This window comes from Paenibacillus cremeus (assembly GCF_007786445.1).
In the GTDB taxonomy this organism is placed as follows: domain Bacteria; phylum Bacillota; class Bacilli; order Paenibacillales; family NBRC-103111; genus Paenibacillus_G; species Paenibacillus_G cremeus.
This window is the reverse complement of record NZ_VNJI01000011.1, coordinates 33,058-51,479: the sequence shown is the minus strand read 5'-3', so window position 1 is coordinate 51,479 and position 18,422 is coordinate 33,058. Positions and strand designations below refer to the sequence as shown.

Annotated in this window: 33 protein-coding genes; 32 read left to right on the top strand and 1 reads right to left on the bottom strand. The window is 35.0% G+C overall.

Annotated features, from left to right (window positions below; translation table 11 throughout):
* The first annotated feature begins 91 nt into the window (after positions 1 to 91).
* The 30 genes from FPZ49_RS10925 to FPZ49_RS10800 all read left to right on the top strand — a co-directional run bounded on the left by FPZ49_RS10925 (position 92) and on the right by FPZ49_RS10800 (position 15,857).
* Positions 92 to 430, top strand: coding sequence for a hypothetical protein (locus tag FPZ49_RS10925; RefSeq protein WP_144846440.1), 339 nt, complete (start codon positions 92 to 94; stop codon positions 428 to 430).
* Between the two features lie 339 nt (positions 431 to 769).
* On the top strand, positions 770 to 901 hold the full coding sequence (locus FPZ49_RS36730) for a hypothetical protein (protein WP_261381360.1): 132 nt from the start codon (positions 770 to 772) through the stop codon (positions 899 to 901).
* 213 nt (positions 902 to 1,114) lie between these two features.
* Complete coding sequence (locus FPZ49_RS10920) at positions 1,115 to 1,765, top strand: HNH endonuclease (RefSeq protein ID WP_144846438.1); 651 nt, start codon at positions 1,115 to 1,117, stop codon at positions 1,763 to 1,765.
* 585 nt (positions 1,766 to 2,350) lie between these two features.
* Positions 2,351 to 3,334, top strand: a complete 984-nt coding sequence (locus FPZ49_RS10915; protein ID WP_144846436.1) for a hypothetical protein — start codon at positions 2,351 to 2,353, stop codon at positions 3,332 to 3,334.
* A gap of 65 nt (positions 3,335 to 3,399) precedes the next feature.
* Positions 3,400 to 4,371 (top strand): AAA family ATPase, encoded by a 972-nt coding sequence (locus FPZ49_RS10910; protein ID WP_144846434.1) that lies wholly within the window; start codon positions 3,400 to 3,402, stop codon positions 4,369 to 4,371.
* A gap of 37 nt (positions 4,372 to 4,408) precedes the next feature.
* Positions 4,409 to 4,612, top strand: coding sequence for a hypothetical protein (locus FPZ49_RS10905; protein ID WP_144846432.1), 204 nt, complete (start codon positions 4,409 to 4,411; stop codon positions 4,610 to 4,612).
* Positions 4,613 to 4,717: 105 nt separating this feature from the next.
* Complete coding sequence (locus FPZ49_RS10900; protein ID WP_144846430.1) at positions 4,718 to 5,401, top strand: transglycosylase SLT domain-containing protein; 684 nt, start codon at positions 4,718 to 4,720, stop codon at positions 5,399 to 5,401.
* Complete coding sequence (locus tag FPZ49_RS10895; protein WP_144846428.1) at positions 5,402 to 6,061, top strand: hypothetical protein; 660 nt, start codon at positions 5,402 to 5,404, stop codon at positions 6,059 to 6,061.
* 12 nt (positions 6,062 to 6,073) lie between these two features.
* Positions 6,074 to 6,346: a hypothetical protein gene (locus FPZ49_RS10890; protein ID WP_144846426.1), complete on the top strand. Its 273-nt coding sequence runs from the start codon at positions 6,074 to 6,076 to the stop codon at positions 6,344 to 6,346.
* Positions 6,343 to 6,912: a hypothetical protein gene (locus FPZ49_RS10885; protein ID WP_144846424.1), complete on the top strand. Its 570-nt coding sequence runs from the start codon at positions 6,343 to 6,345 to the stop codon at positions 6,910 to 6,912. Before FPZ49_RS10890 ends, FPZ49_RS10885 begins: the two co-directional genes overlap by 4 nt.
* 416 nt (positions 6,913 to 7,328) lie before the next feature.
* Positions 7,329 to 7,589, top strand: a complete 261-nt coding sequence (locus tag FPZ49_RS10880) for a hypothetical protein (RefSeq protein WP_144846422.1) — start codon at positions 7,329 to 7,331, stop codon at positions 7,587 to 7,589.
* Positions 7,590 to 7,631: 42 nt separating this feature from the next.
* Positions 7,632 to 7,916: a hypothetical protein gene (locus tag FPZ49_RS10875; RefSeq protein ID WP_144846420.1), complete on the top strand. Its 285-nt coding sequence runs from the start codon at positions 7,632 to 7,634 to the stop codon at positions 7,914 to 7,916.
* Complete coding sequence (locus tag FPZ49_RS35555; protein ID WP_186445744.1) at positions 7,917 to 8,213, top strand: hypothetical protein; 297 nt, start codon at positions 7,917 to 7,919, stop codon at positions 8,211 to 8,213.
* Entirely contained in the window at positions 8,203 to 8,709 is a 507-nt protein-coding gene (locus FPZ49_RS10870) for an HNH endonuclease signature motif containing protein (protein ID WP_186445743.1), read from the top strand. Before FPZ49_RS35555 ends, FPZ49_RS10870 begins: the two co-directional genes overlap by 11 nt.
* Before the next feature lie 75 nt (positions 8,710 to 8,784).
* Entirely contained in the window at positions 8,785 to 9,150 is a 366-nt protein-coding gene (locus FPZ49_RS10865; protein ID WP_186445742.1) for a (deoxy)nucleoside triphosphate pyrophosphohydrolase, read from the top strand.
* Between the two features lie 31 nt (positions 9,151 to 9,181).
* Positions 9,182 to 9,454, top strand: coding sequence for a DNA translocase FtsK (locus FPZ49_RS10860; protein WP_144846414.1), 273 nt, complete (start codon positions 9,182 to 9,184; stop codon positions 9,452 to 9,454).
* A 78-nt stretch (positions 9,455 to 9,532) separates the two neighbouring features.
* Positions 9,533 to 9,748 carry a hypothetical protein gene (locus tag FPZ49_RS10855; RefSeq protein WP_144846412.1) on the top strand — a complete coding sequence of 72 codons (216 nt, stop codon included), beginning with the start codon at positions 9,533 to 9,535 and terminating at the stop codon, positions 9,746 to 9,748.
* Between the two features lie 27 nt (positions 9,749 to 9,775).
* Complete coding sequence (locus tag FPZ49_RS10850) at positions 9,776 to 10,012, top strand: hypothetical protein (RefSeq protein WP_144846410.1); 237 nt, start codon at positions 9,776 to 9,778, stop codon at positions 10,010 to 10,012.
* Between the two features lie 220 nt (positions 10,013 to 10,232).
* Entirely contained in the window at positions 10,233 to 10,451 is a 219-nt protein-coding gene (locus FPZ49_RS10845) for a hypothetical protein (RefSeq protein ID WP_144846408.1), read from the top strand.
* 128 nt (positions 10,452 to 10,579) lie between these two features.
* Positions 10,580 to 11,377, top strand: coding sequence for a DUF444 family protein (locus FPZ49_RS10840; protein WP_144846406.1), 798 nt, complete (start codon positions 10,580 to 10,582; stop codon positions 11,375 to 11,377).
* A 32-nt stretch (positions 11,378 to 11,409) separates the two neighbouring features.
* Positions 11,410 to 11,577 (top strand): hypothetical protein, encoded by a 168-nt coding sequence (locus FPZ49_RS35550; protein ID WP_186445741.1) that lies wholly within the window; start codon positions 11,410 to 11,412, stop codon positions 11,575 to 11,577.
* Positions 11,578 to 11,898: 321 nt separating this feature from the next.
* Complete coding sequence (locus tag FPZ49_RS10835; RefSeq protein WP_144846404.1) at positions 11,899 to 12,093, top strand: hypothetical protein; 195 nt, start codon at positions 11,899 to 11,901, stop codon at positions 12,091 to 12,093.
* A 32-nt stretch (positions 12,094 to 12,125) separates the two neighbouring features.
* Positions 12,126 to 12,284, top strand: a complete 159-nt coding sequence (locus FPZ49_RS35545) for a hypothetical protein (RefSeq protein ID WP_186445740.1) — start codon at positions 12,126 to 12,128, stop codon at positions 12,282 to 12,284.
* A gap of 40 nt (positions 12,285 to 12,324) precedes the next feature.
* Positions 12,325 to 12,519 carry a hypothetical protein gene (locus tag FPZ49_RS10830; RefSeq protein ID WP_144846402.1) on the top strand — a complete coding sequence of 65 codons (195 nt, stop codon included), beginning with the start codon at positions 12,325 to 12,327 and terminating at the stop codon, positions 12,517 to 12,519.
* Positions 12,520 to 12,547: 28 nt separating this feature from the next.
* Positions 12,548 to 12,784: a hypothetical protein gene (locus FPZ49_RS10825; protein ID WP_144846400.1), complete on the top strand. Its 237-nt coding sequence runs from the start codon at positions 12,548 to 12,550 to the stop codon at positions 12,782 to 12,784.
* Between the two features lie 244 nt (positions 12,785 to 13,028).
* Positions 13,029 to 13,214 (top strand): hypothetical protein, encoded by a 186-nt coding sequence (locus tag FPZ49_RS10820; protein ID WP_144846398.1) that lies wholly within the window; start codon positions 13,029 to 13,031, stop codon positions 13,212 to 13,214.
* A gap of 351 nt (positions 13,215 to 13,565) precedes the next feature.
* Positions 13,566 to 13,991, top strand: a complete 426-nt coding sequence (locus tag FPZ49_RS10815; protein WP_144846396.1) for a hypothetical protein — start codon at positions 13,566 to 13,568, stop codon at positions 13,989 to 13,991.
* 82 nt (positions 13,992 to 14,073) lie between these two features.
* Positions 14,074 to 14,919: a DNA-methyltransferase gene (locus FPZ49_RS10810; RefSeq protein ID WP_261381359.1), complete on the top strand. Its 846-nt coding sequence runs from the start codon at positions 14,074 to 14,076 to the stop codon at positions 14,917 to 14,919.
* Between the two features lie 122 nt (positions 14,920 to 15,041).
* Positions 15,042 to 15,554, top strand: coding sequence for a siphovirus Gp157 family protein (locus FPZ49_RS10805; RefSeq protein ID WP_186445739.1), 513 nt, complete (start codon positions 15,042 to 15,044; stop codon positions 15,552 to 15,554).
* Positions 15,555 to 15,662: 108 nt separating this feature from the next.
* Positions 15,663 to 15,857 carry a DUF1653 domain-containing protein gene (locus FPZ49_RS10800; RefSeq protein WP_144846392.1) on the top strand — a complete coding sequence of 65 codons (195 nt, stop codon included), beginning with the start codon at positions 15,663 to 15,665 and terminating at the stop codon, positions 15,855 to 15,857.
* Positions 15,858 to 15,867: 10 nt separating this feature from the next.
* Here the strand turns inward: FPZ49_RS10800 and FPZ49_RS10795 are convergent, their stop codons facing one another.
* A complete protein-coding gene (locus tag FPZ49_RS10795) occupies positions 15,868 to 16,251 on the bottom strand; it encodes a hypothetical protein (RefSeq protein ID WP_144846390.1) in 384 nt (127 codons plus the stop codon).
* 76 nt (positions 16,252 to 16,327) lie between these two features.
* Between FPZ49_RS10795 and FPZ49_RS10790 the strand changes: the two genes are divergently transcribed.
* Together FPZ49_RS10790 and FPZ49_RS10785 are read left to right on the top strand one after the other, a co-directional pair.
* Positions 16,328 to 16,891 (top strand): hypothetical protein, encoded by a 564-nt coding sequence (locus FPZ49_RS10790; protein WP_222429898.1) that lies wholly within the window; start codon positions 16,328 to 16,330, stop codon positions 16,889 to 16,891.
* 10 nt (positions 16,892 to 16,901) lie between these two features.
* Positions 16,902 to 18,407, top strand: coding sequence for a DnaB-like helicase C-terminal domain-containing protein (locus tag FPZ49_RS10785; RefSeq protein ID WP_144846387.1), 1,506 nt, complete (start codon positions 16,902 to 16,904; stop codon positions 18,405 to 18,407).
* Positions 18,408 to 18,422 lie beyond the last annotated feature (15 nt).

Below are 18,422 nucleotides of genomic sequence, written 5' to 3'. Positions count from 1 at the left end.
AGCACGATGCAGAAAAATTGAATTTTGATGGTTACACCTTTTGCTTAAAATGTAGAGCGAAAACAGAGTCATCTTTCAACGGGAGGTAAGGATGGAAAAGGACATTAATTCGATGTCGATTGAAGAAATCGAGAAGCTGCAAAATGAGTTGGAATCAAGAAAGAACGCAATAAAAGAACAAGAAATGAAGAAGAAAAGAAAAATTGTTAAAGAAAAAATTGATGGTCTGGAACAATATAGAGATATTATTTTAAGTTTACTTAATCATAGCCGAACTTCCTGCTCTGATGATCATATATCGAATGGATACATTGATTCGTTGGGGTACGCAAAGTGCTCAAAATGCCACTTAATTGAAATTTTTAATGGCTATTATGATAATGGTGAGTTCGATGTGTCGTTTGATGTCACAATTACTCAGGTTCGATAAAATGAATCTTTCGTGAGGTGATATATTGATTATCGAGGGTTGGCTTGGTGGAAATTACGATGATTTGGGCATCTTTGATACAAAGGAAGATGCAGAACGAGGGATTTATCCAGCAGATACACTGTGTGACCTACTGCAAAGCGTAAAGACAATGAAGGTACGAATTACAGTAGAGATAATTGAAGAATGATTAAAATAACTTTTAAATGTTTGAAATGTGGACATGGCAAAGGGAGAGTCAATGTTGATATTCATTTTGAGCCTTATATCGAGTGTTTAAGATGTGAAGAGTTAGAGGAACTGCCTAAGTATATACATAGTGAAGAGGTGATTTAAGAAATGTTTGTCTTTACAAATAAAGAAAGAACTTTGATTATTAATAAGTGGAATTACGAAGAGGCAGTTAAGGAAGTTTTGGAAAATTATGATCCAAAGTTTTTTGAAAAAGACGCAAAAGTTGCTCAGGTGTAAGGAGGAAAACGTTGAATAGTCTTTTGAACGATATGGCAAACGCTATCCTGTTTTATTGTATTGTTTTACCGCTGCTTTGCTTGGGTGTTGGAATCGGAATTGGATACTTTATTTGGGGATAAATTCGAAGATTTATCGGGAAAGGTGTGATGGATTATAAGTGAAAAGAAAAAGCCGCTGAAATATGAGGAGTGTCATAAACTAGTAGAAGGTGTGGAATATAAACTTTGTAATACATGTTTACAATGGTTTCCTTGTAACAGCGAATATTATTATAAAAATAAACAAAACAAAATGGATGGATATAATGCTTATTGCAAGGAATGTACTATTAAAAAATCGAAACTTTGGCAAAAGGAGAATCCAGAACAGTACAAAAAGTTAAAAGAAAAACATAACGCGAATAGACCTGAAAATCAAGTAGTATCTACTCGATTAAGTTCTAAACGTAGATTGAAGGATGGAAGACATAAAGAATGGCAGCAATCAGAAAGAGGTAAACTGGCACATAAAAAGAGCCGTGAAAGGAGAAAAGCAAAGAAACATATAATTAGCAAAGAAGAATGGACTAAATGCAAGTTGTACTTTGATGATTCGTGTGCATATTGTGGTTTGCATATAAGTGAACACTTTATAAAATATGCTGGCGAGTTCAAATGGACTGATCTACATAAAGAACATGTTGATGATAATGGTGCGAACGATCTGAGTAATTGTATTCCATCATGTAAGAATTGCAATAGTCAAAAGTGGGAATTTGATTTAGATGAGTGGTACAATGAACATAATCCTTTTTTTACATACGAGAGACTTCTGAAGATAAATAAATGGCTAAATGGCGATTGCTACATACATATAGATTAAAACCAAAGAAATTGAGATTTCCTTGGGAGTTGATATTTATTGTTCAACACTCCAGCAGGAGAAACGCATCAGTTTTATATAGATAATTATCTGATTACAATCGACACGTGGAGATATTGGCTTTTTAGAAGTAATTATTATTTAGTTTATGTCTGTCCTAGAGGATCATACATAGGTGCTGATGATTGGTATGGTTTTAAATTACCATGTAAAAGCAGCAATCTTCAATTGATTGGTAAAGTTGCATTGCGGAGATATCGTTAAGATCATAACCAAATGAATTTCATGTTTCATGGTGTAAATTCCTCGGAGAATAATTAAATAAAAAACGAAAAATAATGTATAAAAAATATTGCCAAGCTTTGGATATGGGTGTATTATAAGGAAGCAATGAGGAACGCCAATAAAACAACAGGCCAAAAGCCTGATAACATAGATGAGAAATCATCTTAAACAGAAAGGAATGGTTGATTGAAAGTAGGTGATAAAGCATAGCAGCTAGTCGATCGCCACCAGAAAGACTCCCTTAAAACAAACATAAAATAATAATAAACTATAATATAAATAAGGGAGATTGAATACATAATGGCAGAGTTGAAACAAACAGTTGGTAAGATTCGAATTGAAGGTAAGATTCAAGGTCTGGAAGCTGAAGGTGCTTACCGCGAAGGTAGAACAAAGAATGGCGAAGGTCAACCATATCGTAGCATCAGCACATCAGTAAAAACTTCTCCAACGAACACTATTTATAACATCGACCTATTTGGTCAAGTGCCTAATAAGAAAGTTAAAATCTTCTCCAATAAAAATGGCAACAAGCAGCAGATGGAGATTGATTTTGATGAACGTGATCAGATGCCAGATGGATTTACTTGTTTCGGATTTGGCACAGTGGGAACAGGATTTGAACAAGAGAATGGCAGACTGAAAATGAAAAATTACTTTAACTATGATGGCGTTAAAGCAATCAAGGATAATCTACATAACGATACTCCTGTTTGGATCGATGGAGAATTTAACATTAATACATATGAATCAAACGGTGAAACAAAAACAAATGTAAAATACACAATTGCAAGAATTGGTTTGAAAGACGAGATGGACTTTGACGCTGATAACTTCAAAGAAGTAGCATCTTTTGAGCAAGAATTTGTAGTAACAGAACACCAGTTAGACAAAGAAGCAAGAAAGCTTTATGTCGGTGCTCGTATCATTGGTTGGGATAAAACATGGAAAGATATCACTTTCGTTGTTGATGCTAACAAGTATGAGACACTTGCAAACAATGTATATAAGAAAACAAAATTTGGCGATTTGTTGAAAGTCCAAGGTGTCATTCGCAGTGGAGTTGAGTTAGCGGAAGTAGAGGAAGAGCCAGAATTGAATTGGGGTGGCGAGACTCCAACAGGACAAGGCAAAAAAGCAATTCGAAACAAGATTAATGAATTGCAGATTACCAATGTAATGAGTCATACGGCAAAAGTGTACAAAGAAGATGACTTCATTGTAGATAATCCATTTGAACAATCGAACGCTCTAGACATCGAGGACAGCGACCTTCCCTTCTGAACCAAATAAGTAAAAATAGTGAGTCTAATTAAGTAAAATATAAAATATTAGGAGGATTATTTTAAATGGCATTGCAAAAACGCGAGAAAAAACGTGAAGGTGTAACATTTCTTTGGTACGGTGAATCTGCGACAGGGAAGACTCCAACTGGTCTTTCCTTCCCTAATCAACTATTGTTTGATAGTGATGGTGGGACTAAGTTTTACGAAGAGTATAATGACAACATTTTGATGGAGTCCAATACTCTTGTCTTTAAAGAAATGAATGATGATCTAGACGATTTTGAAAGTGATGAAGAACTGTTCAATCAAGTAGAAACGATCAATATTGATAGTGCTACTCGCTATCATGAGAACATGAAACATGCTGCTCTAAAAGTGGTTGAACAACGTGCTAGAAAATCTAATCGTCTTCTTGAAGGCGAAGGGCTTTCGTTTAAGGAATACGGTGTAATGGGTCTGCACTATGACAGATTCTTTGCAAAGCTTCTAACATATGTGAAGATGGGTAAAAATCTATCCTATGTTGCTGAAGCCAGTGATGAAACTGAGAGCCGTACAGACGCTCAAGGTAATCAAATTAGTGTTAAAGTTGGAGTGAAGCCGAATCTTCCAAAGGGTAGTAAATTTGATTTCGATGTTGTTGTTCAAACTTATACTAAAGATGGAAAGTCTTTTGGAAAAGTTGAAAAGGATCGTACTAAAACATTTAACATTGGCGATATCGTAGAAATGCCAAATTACAATCATTGGAAAGCAGCTATTGCAAAGGCTCAAACTGGCAGAAAGATTACCAAAGAAGAAATTAAAAACTTCGATGAGACTCTAAATGCAGAAGCAGAAAGTTTGAGTAATCCTGAAGGCAATAAAGTTGATGAATTGATTTCTAAAATCGATACCATTATTGCAACTCTGTCTCAGGATCAGAAGAAAGAACTCGCTAAAGGATTGACGGATAAGTTTAAGACTGCTAAGTATAAAGATGTTAAGGATGAAAAAACTCTGCAAGCAATGTATGAGTACACGAAATCCCTATAAAAGAATTATTTTAAATGAAAAAGTGAGGTGAAGAAACATGGTGAGAGCAAAATTCAAGTGCGCTTTTAAAGAAGGAAATAGTGTACGCTTAGAGGCTGTAATTTCTGGATCAGAAGAGAATGAGCAATTTTGGAAATATACGCCATTTGGTCAAATTCAGATGAGCGTTGATAACGAGAAAGCGCAAGAACAATTTGAAGAGGGCAAAGAGTATTACGTTGATTTCACGCTTGCAGAATAAAACTGAATAATACATATAACAACGTTCGATCCACGCTCTCTAGAATAATCCAAACAGAAAGTTCTAGAGAGCATTTTCACCAATATACACAACAGGAGATGACAAATGAAGCCGATTACAAAGCACTCTCTCGCACTTGCTTTGGTGAGCAGTGTCTTACTCACAGCAGGGAGTTTAAGCGCAGGAGAAGCGAAAACAGACACCTTAAAACCCGTTTACCAGTCGCAAATGGCTGAAGATAATTTTAAAAATAACATTCATCATCTAGCAACAGCAATTAAAGTTGCAGAAGAAGTTAATCCAATAGTTCCAATTCCGGTTGAACAAGTTAAGCCTAAACGTCCACAATTAGATGTTCCTCTTCCAGAAGAAGTTCAGCAATACCTTTGGGAGTGTTCAAATAAATCTAATTTCTCATACGAGATGCTGTTAGCACTTGCGAATACAGAATCCAAGTTTGACTATAAATCTATAAGCAGCACTGACGATTATGGTCTATTCCAACTGCATCAACCTAACACGGTTGGATGGATTGCTTCTGAAATGGGACTCAAGAAATACAACCTACTTGACCCTAAAACGAATATTGATATGACAATTTGGTTGTTATCTTACCTTAGGGACTATTGGAGAAGCAAATGGATGTCAGAAGAACAAGTGTTTGATATGACAATCTTAAGTTTCCATCATGGGATTGAAGGAAGTAAAAAATACATAATAAACAAACGTAATAATGAATATTTGAAAACAGTAAAAGAGTACAAGTCTGAATTTGAAAGGGGTGGATAGGTGGCAACTGTTGACGATTTAACGGGACGTAAATTTGGAAGATGGACTGTACTAAAAAGGGTAGAGAACAATAAAGTAGGTAGAGCGATGTGGTTATGCGAATGCAGTTGTGATAGCAAAACTCAAAAACCCCTCAGTAGTTCAGTCCTAAAAACAGGAGATTCTACAAGTTGCGGTTGTTTTCAGAAAGAGTTAGCCTCCAATGTAAATCGTAAATATGATATCAGGTTGCAGAGTAAAAGGATTTATACGATATGGAACGATATGAATCGTCGTTGCTTTAATGAGAACTGCCGAGAGTTTAAGTGGTATGGAGAAAAAGGGATTACTGTTTGTGACGATTGGAGCGACGAAAATAATGGCTTCCCTAATTTCTTTAAATGGTCTATGGAAAATGGGTATAGCGAAAATCTAACTATTGATCGAATTGAATCTGACGGAAACTATGAACCGAGTAATTGCAGATGGGCGACAAAGATAGTTCAAGCGAATAATAAAAATAATACAATTTATGTGAAAATCAATAATGTTACAAAAACAGTTGGCGAATGGTCTCAAGAAAGCGGAATTGCGTCAGGTGTGATTAGAAGTCGATTACGTTCTGGATGGCAGAACGAAGATTTATTGAAACACGTGAAAGTAAAAGTTAGTAATGACTAAAGGAGAAAATGGATGAGTTATACACCAGCAGAACGTGAAACTGTTTTACAGTGTGATGATGAAAGCAAAACTTGGACTATTACAAGTTGTCAGCCAACAGTCATTACAAAGTTGAAGAAGTCTAATCTTGAGCCTTATAAAGTCACTGACGATGGAATGCATTGGTACAAGGATATTCCTTTTAGTCAAGTTTCATTCCGGTCAGTGAGCAAGCGCAAACCAATGAGTGACGAACAACGTCAAGCAGCAGCAGACAGACTCAGAAAGGCGAGAGAGAAGCAATGAAATTTAAAATTGGTGATAAGGTCAAGTTTAATAAGCGAGGGCTGGATATTTTTTTTAAGCAACATGAACCAGAACATGCTGATGACATCAAGTATTATACCAATCGAGTAGCCGTAGTCGAGCAGATTCCAAGTGGCAGTCAACTATATCTTACTATTGTTTTTGAGAACGGCAAAGATTTCCCTGTGTCAGAAGAAGAAATTATTCAAGCATATGAAAGCGATATCCCACTTAATTATCCATCGGAAGAGCCAGTTCAAGCAGGATACTTTGAGCAAATGGGACTTAACATTGGTCAACTGGTTGATAAGAAACAATTGGCTTATGGTGATAGTGTTGAAAAGAGTTATAGATTGATGCAGATTTTCTTGGAGAAATGGCGTAATGAAGATGGAACTTATACAATTTCTGATGCATTGTTGAAACATTTATTGTTGATGGTCAGAGTAATAGATAAACAGAACAGGATTTTTAATAATCCTGAAACAGATTTGATGGATGAGAATTGTTATCTCGATATTACAGGTTATGGCCTCTTAGGTCAGCGAATGGTTGATAAGAATTAAACTTTTTGGAGGTTGATAAGTTGACCACAATATTTAAAAGTGAAAAAAGTAAATATAAACCGTATTTCAATAATAAATCAAAATGGCAGCATCAGAAGGAAATTAAAAAGCAGGATACTAACCCAGAATATTATCTTCCAATCAATTTACAAGGACTGAGGAGTTATGATCAAAATACATAATGCTATTTAAAACATTTGAAGGGAAAACACACAACGAAGCAATTGATTTAATGCATAAATGGATCAGAGAGAACTCTGAGAAGATTAAATATGTTGATTTCTCATCTGATTGGGATTGGGGCAGGATTAAGGTTAAGTACCAGTTGAAAAACCCTTGATATATAAGGGTTTTTCTAAAGCATATTTCCAATAAAATGACGTTTTCAAGGGGAAATTTTAGGAGGGGATAGCACAATGAACGATAACGAAAAAGACCTTGCTTTGCAATACGCTGATTATGATGGATATGTGAGATTAGACAAAAAGGAAATTTACAGTCTAATTGATAGTGAGAAGAAGGCTTGGGAGTTAGTTGAACTGACAAAACGGAAATTAAATTACATTGCAACTATCACTCAAAGGAGTTGGAGAATGGATGACCCAATCGATCTGGCAAGGGTAGCTTTTGAAGAAATACTAGAGGAAATTAAGCTGTTTGAGGACTCTGCGAAATAAATTAAAAGCTAAGGAAATTTGGTTTTTATAAGGAGGGCAAAGATGCCAATCGTCACTAGGGACAATATAAAGTGTTTGCATTTTGGTTATGGAGATATATTTGTCGGAGACATCCAAGATGATAATGGGCGTACAGAAGGTGTTGCTTTTATACTGTCGCAACCAAGAGAAATTGGATCAGAGTGGGAGGAGTCAAAAGGACAAACATTAGACAGTTTTGATACACATGTGGTTATGAAATTCGATGACATTAAATCATTAGATGTTGTTATACAGGTATTGGAAGCAACACGTAATTCGATGAGATTGCAAAGGAATGCTTATTGAATGAAGAAAGACATCCATTTGTGGTTTGGCCTTACATATGCTCAATACTTAACCATTCCTCGAAGTGTATTACAATCCATGCCTGAAGATTGGCAGCATAAATTTGTGGAATTGCTTGAAGAGCTAGGAGATACATATTGGACTGATATCCTCCCAGAAGGCACTGACTACCGTGTTGAGTCAAGAAAGTCCGTCTGTGACCATTCTGGTAAGTTTAAGTGGGGTAAAAAAGTTGATGATCCACTACAAGATTATAAAAAAGGTAGGAGAGATATATTTCAGGAATATGGAAAATAATCAAGAAAATAAAGGGAAAATGAAAGATGATGGTCGTTTTAAGAGGAAACCCATAGAATTTATCATTGATGACAATGGGTGTTTTGTTTGTACTTCACATTACGCCAGCAGTGAAGAAAGCGGCGGTCATATAAGGTATTGGTTCGACAAAAAAGTTTCCGTAATGCACAAATTCATTTACAATGAATTATTTGGCGAAGTTCCAGAAGGGTTGGTGGTAAGGCACACTTGCGATAATCCAAAATGTATTAACCCAGAACACTTAATATTGGGAACGCAAGGAGACAATGTGCGTGATAAAGTTGAAAGAAATAGACAAGCAAAAGGAGAAAAGGTACACACTTCTAAATTAACCGAAGAGCATGTGCTTGAAATACTCAAAGATAAATCCAGCACGAATGCAGATTTAGGAAGGAAGTACGGTGTAATAGCTGATGCAATATCAAAAATTAGACTAGGGATAACATGGAAGCATGTCAATAGAGAGACCGTATAAATTTATAAACGCGGTAGACGAGATGTGTTTCAGGAGTATGGAAGTTAAACCCCAATGATATTAGGAAGTGACAAAATGCAATTAGTTGTCGGAGCAGTAATCTATAACAGCGATACTGACAGATTTTTATGTGGTAAGCGATATAAATATAACAAATGGGAGTTTATTGGTGGGAAAGTTGAAGAAGACGAAACCCCTGAAGAAGCTTTGCGGAGAGAAGTAATCGAAGAGATTGGATGCGAAGTAAAAGTCGGTGATATGGTAAAAGATGTTCAACACGACAACATTCGATTGCTTACATATATGTGCGATATCGAATTGGGTAAACCAGTACTTTACGAACATGAAGCTTTAGCTTGGATTAAGAGAGATGAACTTTGGATGTATGATTTTCTTGAGGCCGATATTCCTACTGTTCGAGAGTTGATGGAATGGGTTTGAAATTGGACTTTTATGAGGAGGCATAAACTTAATGGCTAAGAAGCCAAAAAAAGAAGAAAATGAAAGATGGGAAGCATTTCTTAGACAACAGGAAGAAGAAAAATATCCTCTTGCTGTAGCTGCTGTAATAAAAGCCAAAGAGAGCCATCCGGAGAATGAGGCATACGCTTCTGTATCGTTATTACAAAGGACTTGTAGAGTAGGCTATAAACAGGGAGAGCGCTTGATCAATCGAATGGTCGATGAAAAAATTCTAGAGCCAGAAGTTCATGAGCACTATACGAGGTATCGAGTAATTGGATAAAATGGAACTTTCTTGAGGAAAGTGAGGTGATGTACTCTGAAGGGTTTAAGTTTTAATGTTACGTTAAGTAATGAACAGATGGATCATATCGCATCTCTTGCAGCAGATAAAGTAAATTATACACTTGGAAAAGTAAAGAATAATGACATGTGGTACGAAGAAGAGATTAAGCGTCTTAAATCACAGACGAACAGAGTAAATGAATTGATGGTCGGTAAAGAGTTATTCATTGATAGGTTAAAGAGGATAATCGAAGACCAGCAGAATGAAATTGACGAGTTGAAAAACCGTTGAAAAGCGAATTTTATGAGGGAGATGAAAATGAGAATTTTTGAATTGTGGTGGAAAAAGAACACAAGAACTTTAAATATATCGTGGTTTCGTGGAATCAGAAAAGAAAATAAACGGCTATATCCAGATGATTCTGATGCCAACACGGAAGCACAATGGGGGATTAGTACGAATGGAGCAAGAAAAGGAATCGATTCTTGTCTTGATTGGACTTTATCGTTAGGACATTTAGAAATTAATTATATAAATTGGAATTACAATAGATGAAATGAATACGGAGGAAAGAATGACTAAGAATGTAAATTTGTTTGCAGAGTGGAATTGGTCATCCTTAATGTTTGGAATCTCTTATGGAATAGTGGAACAAACTCAATTTAGAGTTGAAAAAGTTTTAATAGTTTCCATAGCCATGTTCTCTTTTGGATGTCAATGGTTCATTGATAAATACCTTTGAAAGGCAAATTTGATTGGAATCGAGGTGAAGTTATTGGAACAAGATATAGCATTGCCATCACAATTAATTACTACACCTATGGAATTGGAAGAAGTTAAATTAAAAACTTGGGATAATTTTAAAGAGGAAATGGATTATTTCTTGAATTTGCTTAAGCAAGACAATCTAACTGAAGAAACAAAAGAAGTGATAAATAAATCAATTAGACAAATGATTCATTTTTGGGCTAATCCAATCATTTATTGGAAATGAAAGGTAGATTTTAACCGGAAAAGTAGGAGGTAAAGACCCCAAAAGTTTGTTATCAAGGTTATATTATATAGAAATTGACGGAATCGAAGATAAATAAACCTTTAATACATAAAAAAAGGAGAAATAACATGGAACTTAATACAATTGATAACAAGAAACTTCTAGAGGATTTTGCAAAATCATTTGGTAGAGCTGCTTTCGATAAAGAGCCACAACTTCACAGACAAGTCGAAGATATGAAAAATGAAATCCTAAAACGTATGCAAAGCAATATTATTACAACTACTGATCTGAAGTATTCACTGGCAGACGAATATGTAATTATCGGAAATGAAAATGTAGAATCTATATTTACAGCACTAAAAAACAAATTGAATATTGTTACTCCAATCACCAAGAAAAAATCTGCAACGATTATCTCCATTATTGACTCTTCTGGTTCTATGGGATCATTTGAAAAGTATTTGAGCCAATGCGTGTCATTGTGGACTGAAAAATTAATTGAACTAAAGTATGAGAAAGTTAACCATAGGTTTATTTCTCACCATACCGAAGCGCAAGAAGTACATAGAGATGTATTCTTTGTAAAAGGCGAATCAGGTGGGACTATTATCTCCTCTGGCCTAAATAAAGCAAATGAACGCATTAACTATATTGATTATGAGAATCAAGATATCTATGTATTCCAATATAGTGATGGCGATAATCTTACGAGCGACAATGATGTATCTGTTCGTGTATTAAAGGATATCTTGAACAAAGTAAATCAGTTCGAATATGTTGAAATCAATCAATATAGTCGAAGCAGTACAATTATGAGCGCATATCGAAATGTTCAAAATAGCAAATTTAATGCTCATGTATTACGTGAAAAAAATGACGTTTTGAAGACTGTAGAGAGTATTTCAAGTGCTATTATGTTCTAAATCAAACAATGCTTTCAACGGGAGTTGATAACATGGAACCGAAAGAGTCATTATCGAATTTTAAAGAACTGATTCATTCAATCCCAGAAGAAAAATTTGATGATGTTCTATCTGAGCTTGCAACTCTCCTCGGCAAATACTCGCTCGAAGATCAACTGAAGGCACTTGAGCAATTGAGGGAGTTGAGAAGCCATAACTAAAGAGACCTGTATCCACTGTGCATTTGAAGGCCACGAAGTTGAACTATATGCAAGCGAACATTTGAACCGCTGCTTAAGATGTAGACGATCCACTGAACAGGAAGTCAAAGGTGAAGAACACTTCAAGTTGAGAACTGGTGTTGATAAACATAAACAAAGTAATTGAATACATAAACAAAAATGAGATTGATGATATGGTTAATGAAATAATGAGACAGGGTAAGGACATAAAGAAGGTGCTCCATGACATTCGTATGAGTAGAGTGGAGTACCAAACTAAGTCGCAGCATCTTCAGTGGGCATTGGAGAAGTATTTGGAGGATGATGAAAATAAAAACGTATGATGTTTATTTTTACTTTGGTGTTTATGTACCAAATCCATTCATGAAAGCATCTAAAGTTGTAGAGGTTGAAATTGAAGAAAATTCCACTGAAAAGGACATTATTTTAAAAGCTCTAGGTAAAATTGGGGCTTACCCTAAAACATATGCCGCAAATGTTATCGAAAGAAAATAAATTAAAATTCTTCTTTCATAGGGAGGTTAAAAATGAAAACATTACAAATTGAAATTACCGAAAAGGATTATCATCTACTTCGTAAATTATTGGAGCGAGGTTATTATTCTGCAAAAGACAATGGTAACTTAGAGGAAATGGAACATATTGATGATTTAGATAATTACTTTATTTCTATGCAACCAGAATGAAAAGGCAAATAAAAATCTTATTTCAATGGGAGAATGATGCATGGAGTTAAATGAAACAACGAAGCCAGTTAAGCCAGAATTCACACTTACAATGTCTTTAGAAGATGCGATTGATCTATGGAGAATTGTGAACGCTGCTTACGATAGCGGCAATCAAAACGCAGACAAGTTTGTCGATGTATTGTATGATTTTGCTGCAAATTCAAATAGATATACTGAGTATTTAAGCAAATAAATCTGTATTTCGAATGGAGTGCGCCGAGGTGGGAAAAGATTGGGAGGAATTGGTTTCGAAAGTTAAAGAGTTATTCCCTAATTGGGACAATGAAAAATCATGCACTAGATGTATTCATACAGATGGATGGTGCGAGGTTAGAAGTAGTGATGTCAAAGAAAAAATATACATGATTTATTGTGGGGAATTTAATAAACCAATAGGCGACTTCTTAACAGAGGCAGAAAGTTGTCATGAGTATTGTAACAAAAGTGATTTACAATAAACTTGGATTTCAAAGGGTGAAATATGAAAAATCAGGCCATTGAATATTTGCATGAGTACCATAGACTCAAATGTAAAGCAACTGATTTATCTGCCGATTTATACTTTTATGACGGTAGTATTGAGAGGTTTAAAGAAGAAATCGAAGAGGACTTGCGAATTGTTATGAATAAGCTTAAATCAATCGAAGACAAGTTCAGTAATTTTTATTCGCAATAAAGAATTTATAAGGAAGGGATTCTAAAATGAGCATTGAATCAACCAAGGCCAATTTACAAAAATATATTAATAGTTATGAAAAATGTGTTGCTAATTTTGATCAAGAACGAATAGAACATAAGCATAAATATGAGTTAGCGCAACAGAAATATGAATTTTATTGTACAAAATTAGCCGAGTTTAGATATCTTCTTAATGAACTTGAAAGTTGATAAAAGCAGCATTTCCTCATGAAAAAGAGTCCACCCAATGGCAGACTCTTCGGAAGGGAAGCAAGTTCTTCGATGCATTAAAATTATTTACATAAGCGAACATTTATATACATATGCAAAGGAGAATGTATAACCAATGGATAACAATGAAGTTTGGTTTGATTTTGCTGGTGATGATAAATGTGAAGATTGTAGAGGTTGGGATGGGGTAGATAGTCGCTGCGACTGTGGGAACAGGAGAGTGTATTGGGACTGCGAGAAAGGTAATGGTTGCAAGTGTAAGGATAGAGTTGAAACGGCTGAGTGCGAACATGCTTATGCTGTGGCTGATTAAGAGGAGGAGAATATAGAATGGAAAAGATCATGAAGCAAGTTCCTGTAAAAGTTGAGCAGATGCAAGAGAAAGAAATTTTTGTCACAGCAGATGGAAGAGAATTCGAAAGAGAAGAAGATGCATTAGTTCACGAGACACTTAATCTTATCAATCAAATTGACATCTCTGATTACTTCCCTGCTTACAACAAGCAAATTAAATTAGTTTATTTTGAAGATGAAACACAGGTTGAACTATATGAGCAGTTGCACTCAGGAAATGCCGATGATAATACATGGATGTCTTGGTTGAGCCATGCACATAAACACAAATTTGAAAATTTGCCCAAGTGGGTTGTGTGTCATTTTGAGAACCATGGAAATGATTATACTGCTTTTTATTACACACTAGATGAGTTTAAAGACAACTTGAGGAAAGTTTTGACCGTGGTAGACATGTGTTAAAAATTCAGCATTTATAAGGGTTTTTCAAAACAGAAAAGCCCACGAAAACATGATTTTATCTTAATTAAACAATAACTTTGAGGTGATATTTATCAAATTAGGAGAACTGGCAAAACAAAGTTTCTATTACAATAAATTTGGTATGCTCTTAAATGGTGAAACTATTGAAGAAATGTCTAAATTACCAGAAAAATCGATTAATCTAATCTTGGCTGACCTTCCATACGGTACAACTCAAAATAAATGGGATGAAGTCATTCCTTTTAACAAACTTTGGGAACAGTACGAGAGAATCATTGCTGATAACGGAGCAATCGTTTTAACTGGTAAACAACCATTTACAAGTATGCTTATAATGAGTAACCAAAAACTATTCAAATATTGTATGGTGTGGCGCAAAAATTTAAAAACAGGAAATCTCAATGCTAGGAAAATGCCGATGGGTGCATTTGAGGATATTGTTGTATTTTATAAAAATCCTCCAACTTATAATCCGCAGCAGATTCCAAGAACATTTCAAGTTAAATCAGGGAATAAGACAAACTCTAAGACAACAAATTACGGTAAGCAGAGAGAAGAATACATAGATCGTCAAAGTGATTGGCTTATGCCAGATGATGTAATTGATTATGAAGACGCTTATGCATTAGATGCATTAGAACTTGAAAATGAAATGTTATACATAAAATGTGTTCATAACTCTAGTGGCAAATTACATCCAACTCAAAAACCTGTTGAATTATTTGAGTGGCTGGTTAAAACCTATACAAGTGAAGGAGATGTTGTTCTTGACAATACAAGCGGTAGTGGAACTACGGCTGTTGCAGCAGAGATAAACAATAGAAAATGGATATGTATTGAACAGGATCGAGGATATTGTGAAAAAACCGTTGAGAGATTAAAAAAATTGCACCACGAGGCTGTTTAAAAAATCAATGATTATAAGGAATTTTTAATACGTAAATTACGATGAAATTGTAATTTTAACGACATAAATTAAATGCAAAATACATAAATAATATTAAATAAATAATGGGAGAGTGTATACATATGACACAACTTTACGCATTGGCTGACCAGTACAGAGCATTTAATGAATTTGTTGAAGCTGCATTGGATCAAGAGGATTTGACCGAAGACGATTTGCAGATGTTCATCGATACTCTTGATGGCATTCAAGATGCATTGGAGAATAAGGTTGAGAATATCGCCAAGTTTATGAAGAATATCGAAGGGGATATTAAGGCGTATAAAGAAGAAGAGAAACGTTTGGCTCAAAAGCGCAAGTATCTGGAGAATAAGTTTGATGGCCTGAAATCATATACGCAAAGTGTTCTTGAGGTAAATGGCATTGATAAGATTAAGGCTGGTAAGTTTACTGCAAGACTACAAAAGAACAACCCATCTGTTGGCGTTGTAGATGAGACAAAAATCCCAGAGGCTTATCGTATCCCTCAACCTGACAAAATCGATAATAAGAGCATCCTAGAGGATTTGAAAGCAGGTAAAGAAATTGAGGGTGTGCAGCTCATTACCGATAAAATGCATCTAAGAATTAGTTAAAATAAATTACGAAAAAGTATTGTTTAAAATAAACTATAGATGATATAATCACATTACCGAGTTAAATCTTGGTAGTGATTATATCATCTATACATAGGAGGATAAAATATGAAGTTTCAGCATTACAAAGGTGGAATCTATACATACATTGGTGAAGGCGTACATACGGAAACACTAGAAGAATATGTTGTGTATCAGAATGAAAGTGGCAACATTTGGCTACGTCCAAAGGATATGTTCTTCGGATTTGTTGAGACTGAACATGGTGCAAAACCAAGATTTAAGAAGATTGAGTTGCATTAAAATCTCGGTTTCATTGCCCATTCATAATTTGGATAACGCGATTGACATACTTGGGGAGCATCGTGCTCATCTCACTCTTGATTAACTCTCTGCGCATTTGAAACGTGAAATGGTATCCTCGCACCATGTATGGATAGTGGAACAAAGGATACTTGGATTGATCTCGATCAAATATCTTTATGTTAGCTTGTTTAAGCAACTTTCTATTCTCTGCCATATCCTGATGGATTAGATTCATCACGGCTTCGCAGGAAGCAATGTAAAGTGGTTTAAGCGTAGACTGATTGAGGCTCAAATCCTCTATGTTTTTCTGCACTACATCCAGCATCAAGGGAAGGATAATGTGCTTCTTGATTAGTTCCATCTCTTCGTTAGTTGCGTGGTTGTTAGTCATGGTATCACCTTTACGGGAATATATGTTCTTATATTATAATGGAATATTGATTGAGTGGCAAATGGGAGGTGAGATGTTGGCACAAGTTAAATGCCAATGGTGTGAAGCAAAAGATTTAAAAGAAAAGATGACTAAGGAGCATCCAAAAGGATACATACACTTAGAATGTTTGCCGAAATACATAAAAGATAAAGAATTCAAGAGAATAGAACGCGATAAGAAGGATAAGCTTGCTGAAAAGATTGCGGAAATATATGAACTAGAATCGATTCAAATGATTCCTCATCAAATCTGGCCTTATATCGAAGATATCAGAAACGATTCTAAACTCTTTGGAAAGTTAGGGAAGTCTTATAAAAATGGCATTCCTTACGAAGGGATTGAATACACTCTTGAGTTTTGCAAAGATAAGATTCGACTAGCAAGAAAAACTGTTCGATTTAAGAATCTCCAAGCAGAATTAAAATACGGATTAGCTATAGTTAGAAATAATCTTGCAGATGCGAAGAATCACGCCATCAATGAGAAGAGAAGAAAAGAGTTGGCTGAAATTCAAAAAAATAAATCACAAGAAAAGATTGAGACAAAAGTCGAATTCAAAAAGAAAGAAGTAAATAATGACATATCAAGTTTTATTTAAGGAGGCTTAAATGACAACAATTAAAGAGAGATTACAAAAAGAAGTTGTTGTATCAGAAGGATACCTTGCCGCTTTATTTTGGAATAATCCAGATTTATATAATTTTTATTCTCAAGAGAAAATTAACTCAAAAACATTCTTAAATGAAGTTTATGGCTATTTTTATGGACTAGGAAGAGAGTTAGCAAATAAGGGAATTGTTATTTTTGATGATATTAGTGTTGCTAAAATTATTCAAGAAATGAAATTGGATAAATATCACGAAAAATACGGTGGGACTGAAACAATTCAGGAGTTGATGAAAGAAGTAAAGGGGAAGGAGGATAACTTAGATGCACACTATAATGAAATTAAAAAATACAATTTGATTAAAAGTTTAGTTGATTTATTTGGTGAAAAAGTTTTGGAGTCAGATGGAAAATATAATTATAAAAAGATGACTAAAGAGCAATTGCATACATATTGGAATGACAAGCTAAATCAATTAGCTTTGGATGGTGATAACAAATATGATGAACATTATCTTCTAGAAGGGCTAGAGGATGCAGTAGAGGAGTGGGATCAAAATCCTGCTGTAGGACTTCCATTTTATCAAAGCGAGAAAATGACGCGAATTTGTACAGGTTGGGACTATGGAAATGTATACATATTTGGTGGCTTCGGGGGGTCTGGGAAAACGAGCATAGTTTTTAACAAGGTTGTTATGTCTTGTATCGAACATAAAGAAAAACTATTGGTAATCTGTAATGAGCAGTCATTGAGTGAGTTTAAAAAGCTTCTCTATGTAACAGCGATGGGAGTTGGAACGAAGTCTTCCATACAAAGACAAAGGTTAAATGAGGGTAATTTTACGGATGAAGAACATGAAAAACTGAAAAAAGCAGCGGATTGGGTAAAAGAGTTATGCGAAGGTGATGAAAAAATTGTCACATTCGTTTTTATGGAAAATTACATCATTGATGATGTTAAGAAATTGATTAAGCATTATGCAGCTAGGGGAATCAGAAGAGTTCTGGTAGATACCGGAAAGCCTAGCGAGGGTATGAGCGATAAGGCAAGATGGGAAGTTATGACCGATGATTTCAAAGAACTTTATAAATTGGCTAGAACAAACGGAGGAGGGTTGAACCTTGCAATGTGGGTCAACGTTCAATTATCCGACTCTGCGTTAAACCGTAGATTTTTAAATGAACATGCTCTTGGTGAAAGTAAAAAAATAAAAAATGAGGCTTCTGTAATGTTTATGTCTCGTACTGTATGGGATGATGAATTAACTGGTGGGAAGCACGAATTGAAAGTAACCAGATATGTTCCTGATCCATTTATGGGAGGATATAAGGAAGAGGAATTTACTCTTGATAAAGGAGAGCAGTGGATTTTATTATTCACGTCAAAGAACAGGCGAGGGATGGATAATAAAACTGGTCAACGAGTTCTTGTTCTAAAACCTAATTTTAATAACAATACATTCAAAGAAGTTGGTTGGACAACTGTTTATGACGATAAAAATTATTAATGAGAGAAGGTAATA

Coding starts and splice junctions, on each gene's coding strand:
- FPZ49_RS10870 (WP_186445743.1), top strand. CDS start 8,203: ATGGAAAATAATCAAGAAAATAAAGGGAAAATGAAAGATGATGGTCGT.
- FPZ49_RS10880 (WP_144846422.1), top strand. CDS start 7,329: ATGAACGATAACGAAAAAGACCTTGCTTTGCAATACGCTGATTATGAT.
- FPZ49_RS35545 (WP_186445740.1), top strand. CDS start 12,126: ATGAAAACATTACAAATTGAAATTACCGAAAAGGATTATCATCTACTT.
- FPZ49_RS10820 (WP_144846398.1), top strand. CDS start 13,029: ATGAGCATTGAATCAACCAAGGCCAATTTACAAAAATATATTAATAGT.
- FPZ49_RS10885 (WP_144846424.1), top strand. CDS start 6,343: ATGAAATTTAAAATTGGTGATAAGGTCAAGTTTAATAAGCGAGGGCTG.
- FPZ49_RS10805 (WP_186445739.1), top strand. CDS start 15,042: ATGACACAACTTTACGCATTGGCTGACCAGTACAGAGCATTTAATGAA.
- FPZ49_RS36730 (WP_261381360.1), top strand. CDS start 770: ATGTTTGTCTTTACAAATAAAGAAAGAACTTTGATTATTAATAAGTGG.
- FPZ49_RS10840 (WP_144846406.1), top strand. CDS start 10,580: ATGGAACTTAATACAATTGATAACAAGAAACTTCTAGAGGATTTTGCA.
- FPZ49_RS10860 (WP_144846414.1), top strand. CDS start 9,182: ATGGCTAAGAAGCCAAAAAAAGAAGAAAATGAAAGATGGGAAGCATTT.
- FPZ49_RS35555 (WP_186445744.1), top strand. CDS start 7,917: ATGAAGAAAGACATCCATTTGTGGTTTGGCCTTACATATGCTCAATAC.
- FPZ49_RS10855 (WP_144846412.1), top strand. CDS start 9,533: ATGGATCATATCGCATCTCTTGCAGCAGATAAAGTAAATTATACACTT.
- FPZ49_RS10785 (WP_144846387.1), top strand. CDS start 16,902: ATGACAACAATTAAAGAGAGATTACAAAAAGAAGTTGTTGTATCAGAA.
- FPZ49_RS10900 (WP_144846430.1), top strand. CDS start 4,718: ATGAAGCCGATTACAAAGCACTCTCTCGCACTTGCTTTGGTGAGCAGT.
- FPZ49_RS10835 (WP_144846404.1), top strand. CDS start 11,899: ATGATGAAAATAAAAACGTATGATGTTTATTTTTACTTTGGTGTTTAT.
- FPZ49_RS10800 (WP_144846392.1), top strand. CDS start 15,663: ATGAAGTTTCAGCATTACAAAGGTGGAATCTATACATACATTGGTGAA.
- FPZ49_RS10850 (WP_144846410.1), top strand. CDS start 9,776: ATGAGAATTTTTGAATTGTGGTGGAAAAAGAACACAAGAACTTTAAAT.
- FPZ49_RS10905 (WP_144846432.1), top strand. CDS start 4,409: ATGGTGAGAGCAAAATTCAAGTGCGCTTTTAAAGAAGGAAATAGTGTA.
- FPZ49_RS10890 (WP_144846426.1), top strand. CDS start 6,074: ATGAGTTATACACCAGCAGAACGTGAAACTGTTTTACAGTGTGATGAT.
- FPZ49_RS10865 (WP_186445742.1), top strand. CDS start 8,785: ATGCAATTAGTTGTCGGAGCAGTAATCTATAACAGCGATACTGACAGA.
- FPZ49_RS35550 (WP_186445741.1), top strand. CDS start 11,410: ATGGAACCGAAAGAGTCATTATCGAATTTTAAAGAACTGATTCATTCA.
- FPZ49_RS10910 (WP_144846434.1), top strand. CDS start 3,400: ATGGCATTGCAAAAACGCGAGAAAAAACGTGAAGGTGTAACATTTCTT.
- FPZ49_RS10815 (WP_144846396.1), top strand. CDS start 13,566: ATGGAAAAGATCATGAAGCAAGTTCCTGTAAAAGTTGAGCAGATGCAA.
- FPZ49_RS10925 (WP_144846440.1), top strand. CDS start 92: ATGGAAAAGGACATTAATTCGATGTCGATTGAAGAAATCGAGAAGCTG.
- FPZ49_RS10795 (WP_144846390.1), bottom strand. CDS start 16,251: ATGACTAACAACCACGCAACTAACGAAGAGATGGAACTAATCAAGAAG.
- FPZ49_RS10830 (WP_144846402.1), top strand. CDS start 12,325: ATGGAGTTAAATGAAACAACGAAGCCAGTTAAGCCAGAATTCACACTT.
- FPZ49_RS10915 (WP_144846436.1), top strand. CDS start 2,351: ATGGCAGAGTTGAAACAAACAGTTGGTAAGATTCGAATTGAAGGTAAG.
- FPZ49_RS10875 (WP_144846420.1), top strand. CDS start 7,632: ATGCCAATCGTCACTAGGGACAATATAAAGTGTTTGCATTTTGGTTAT.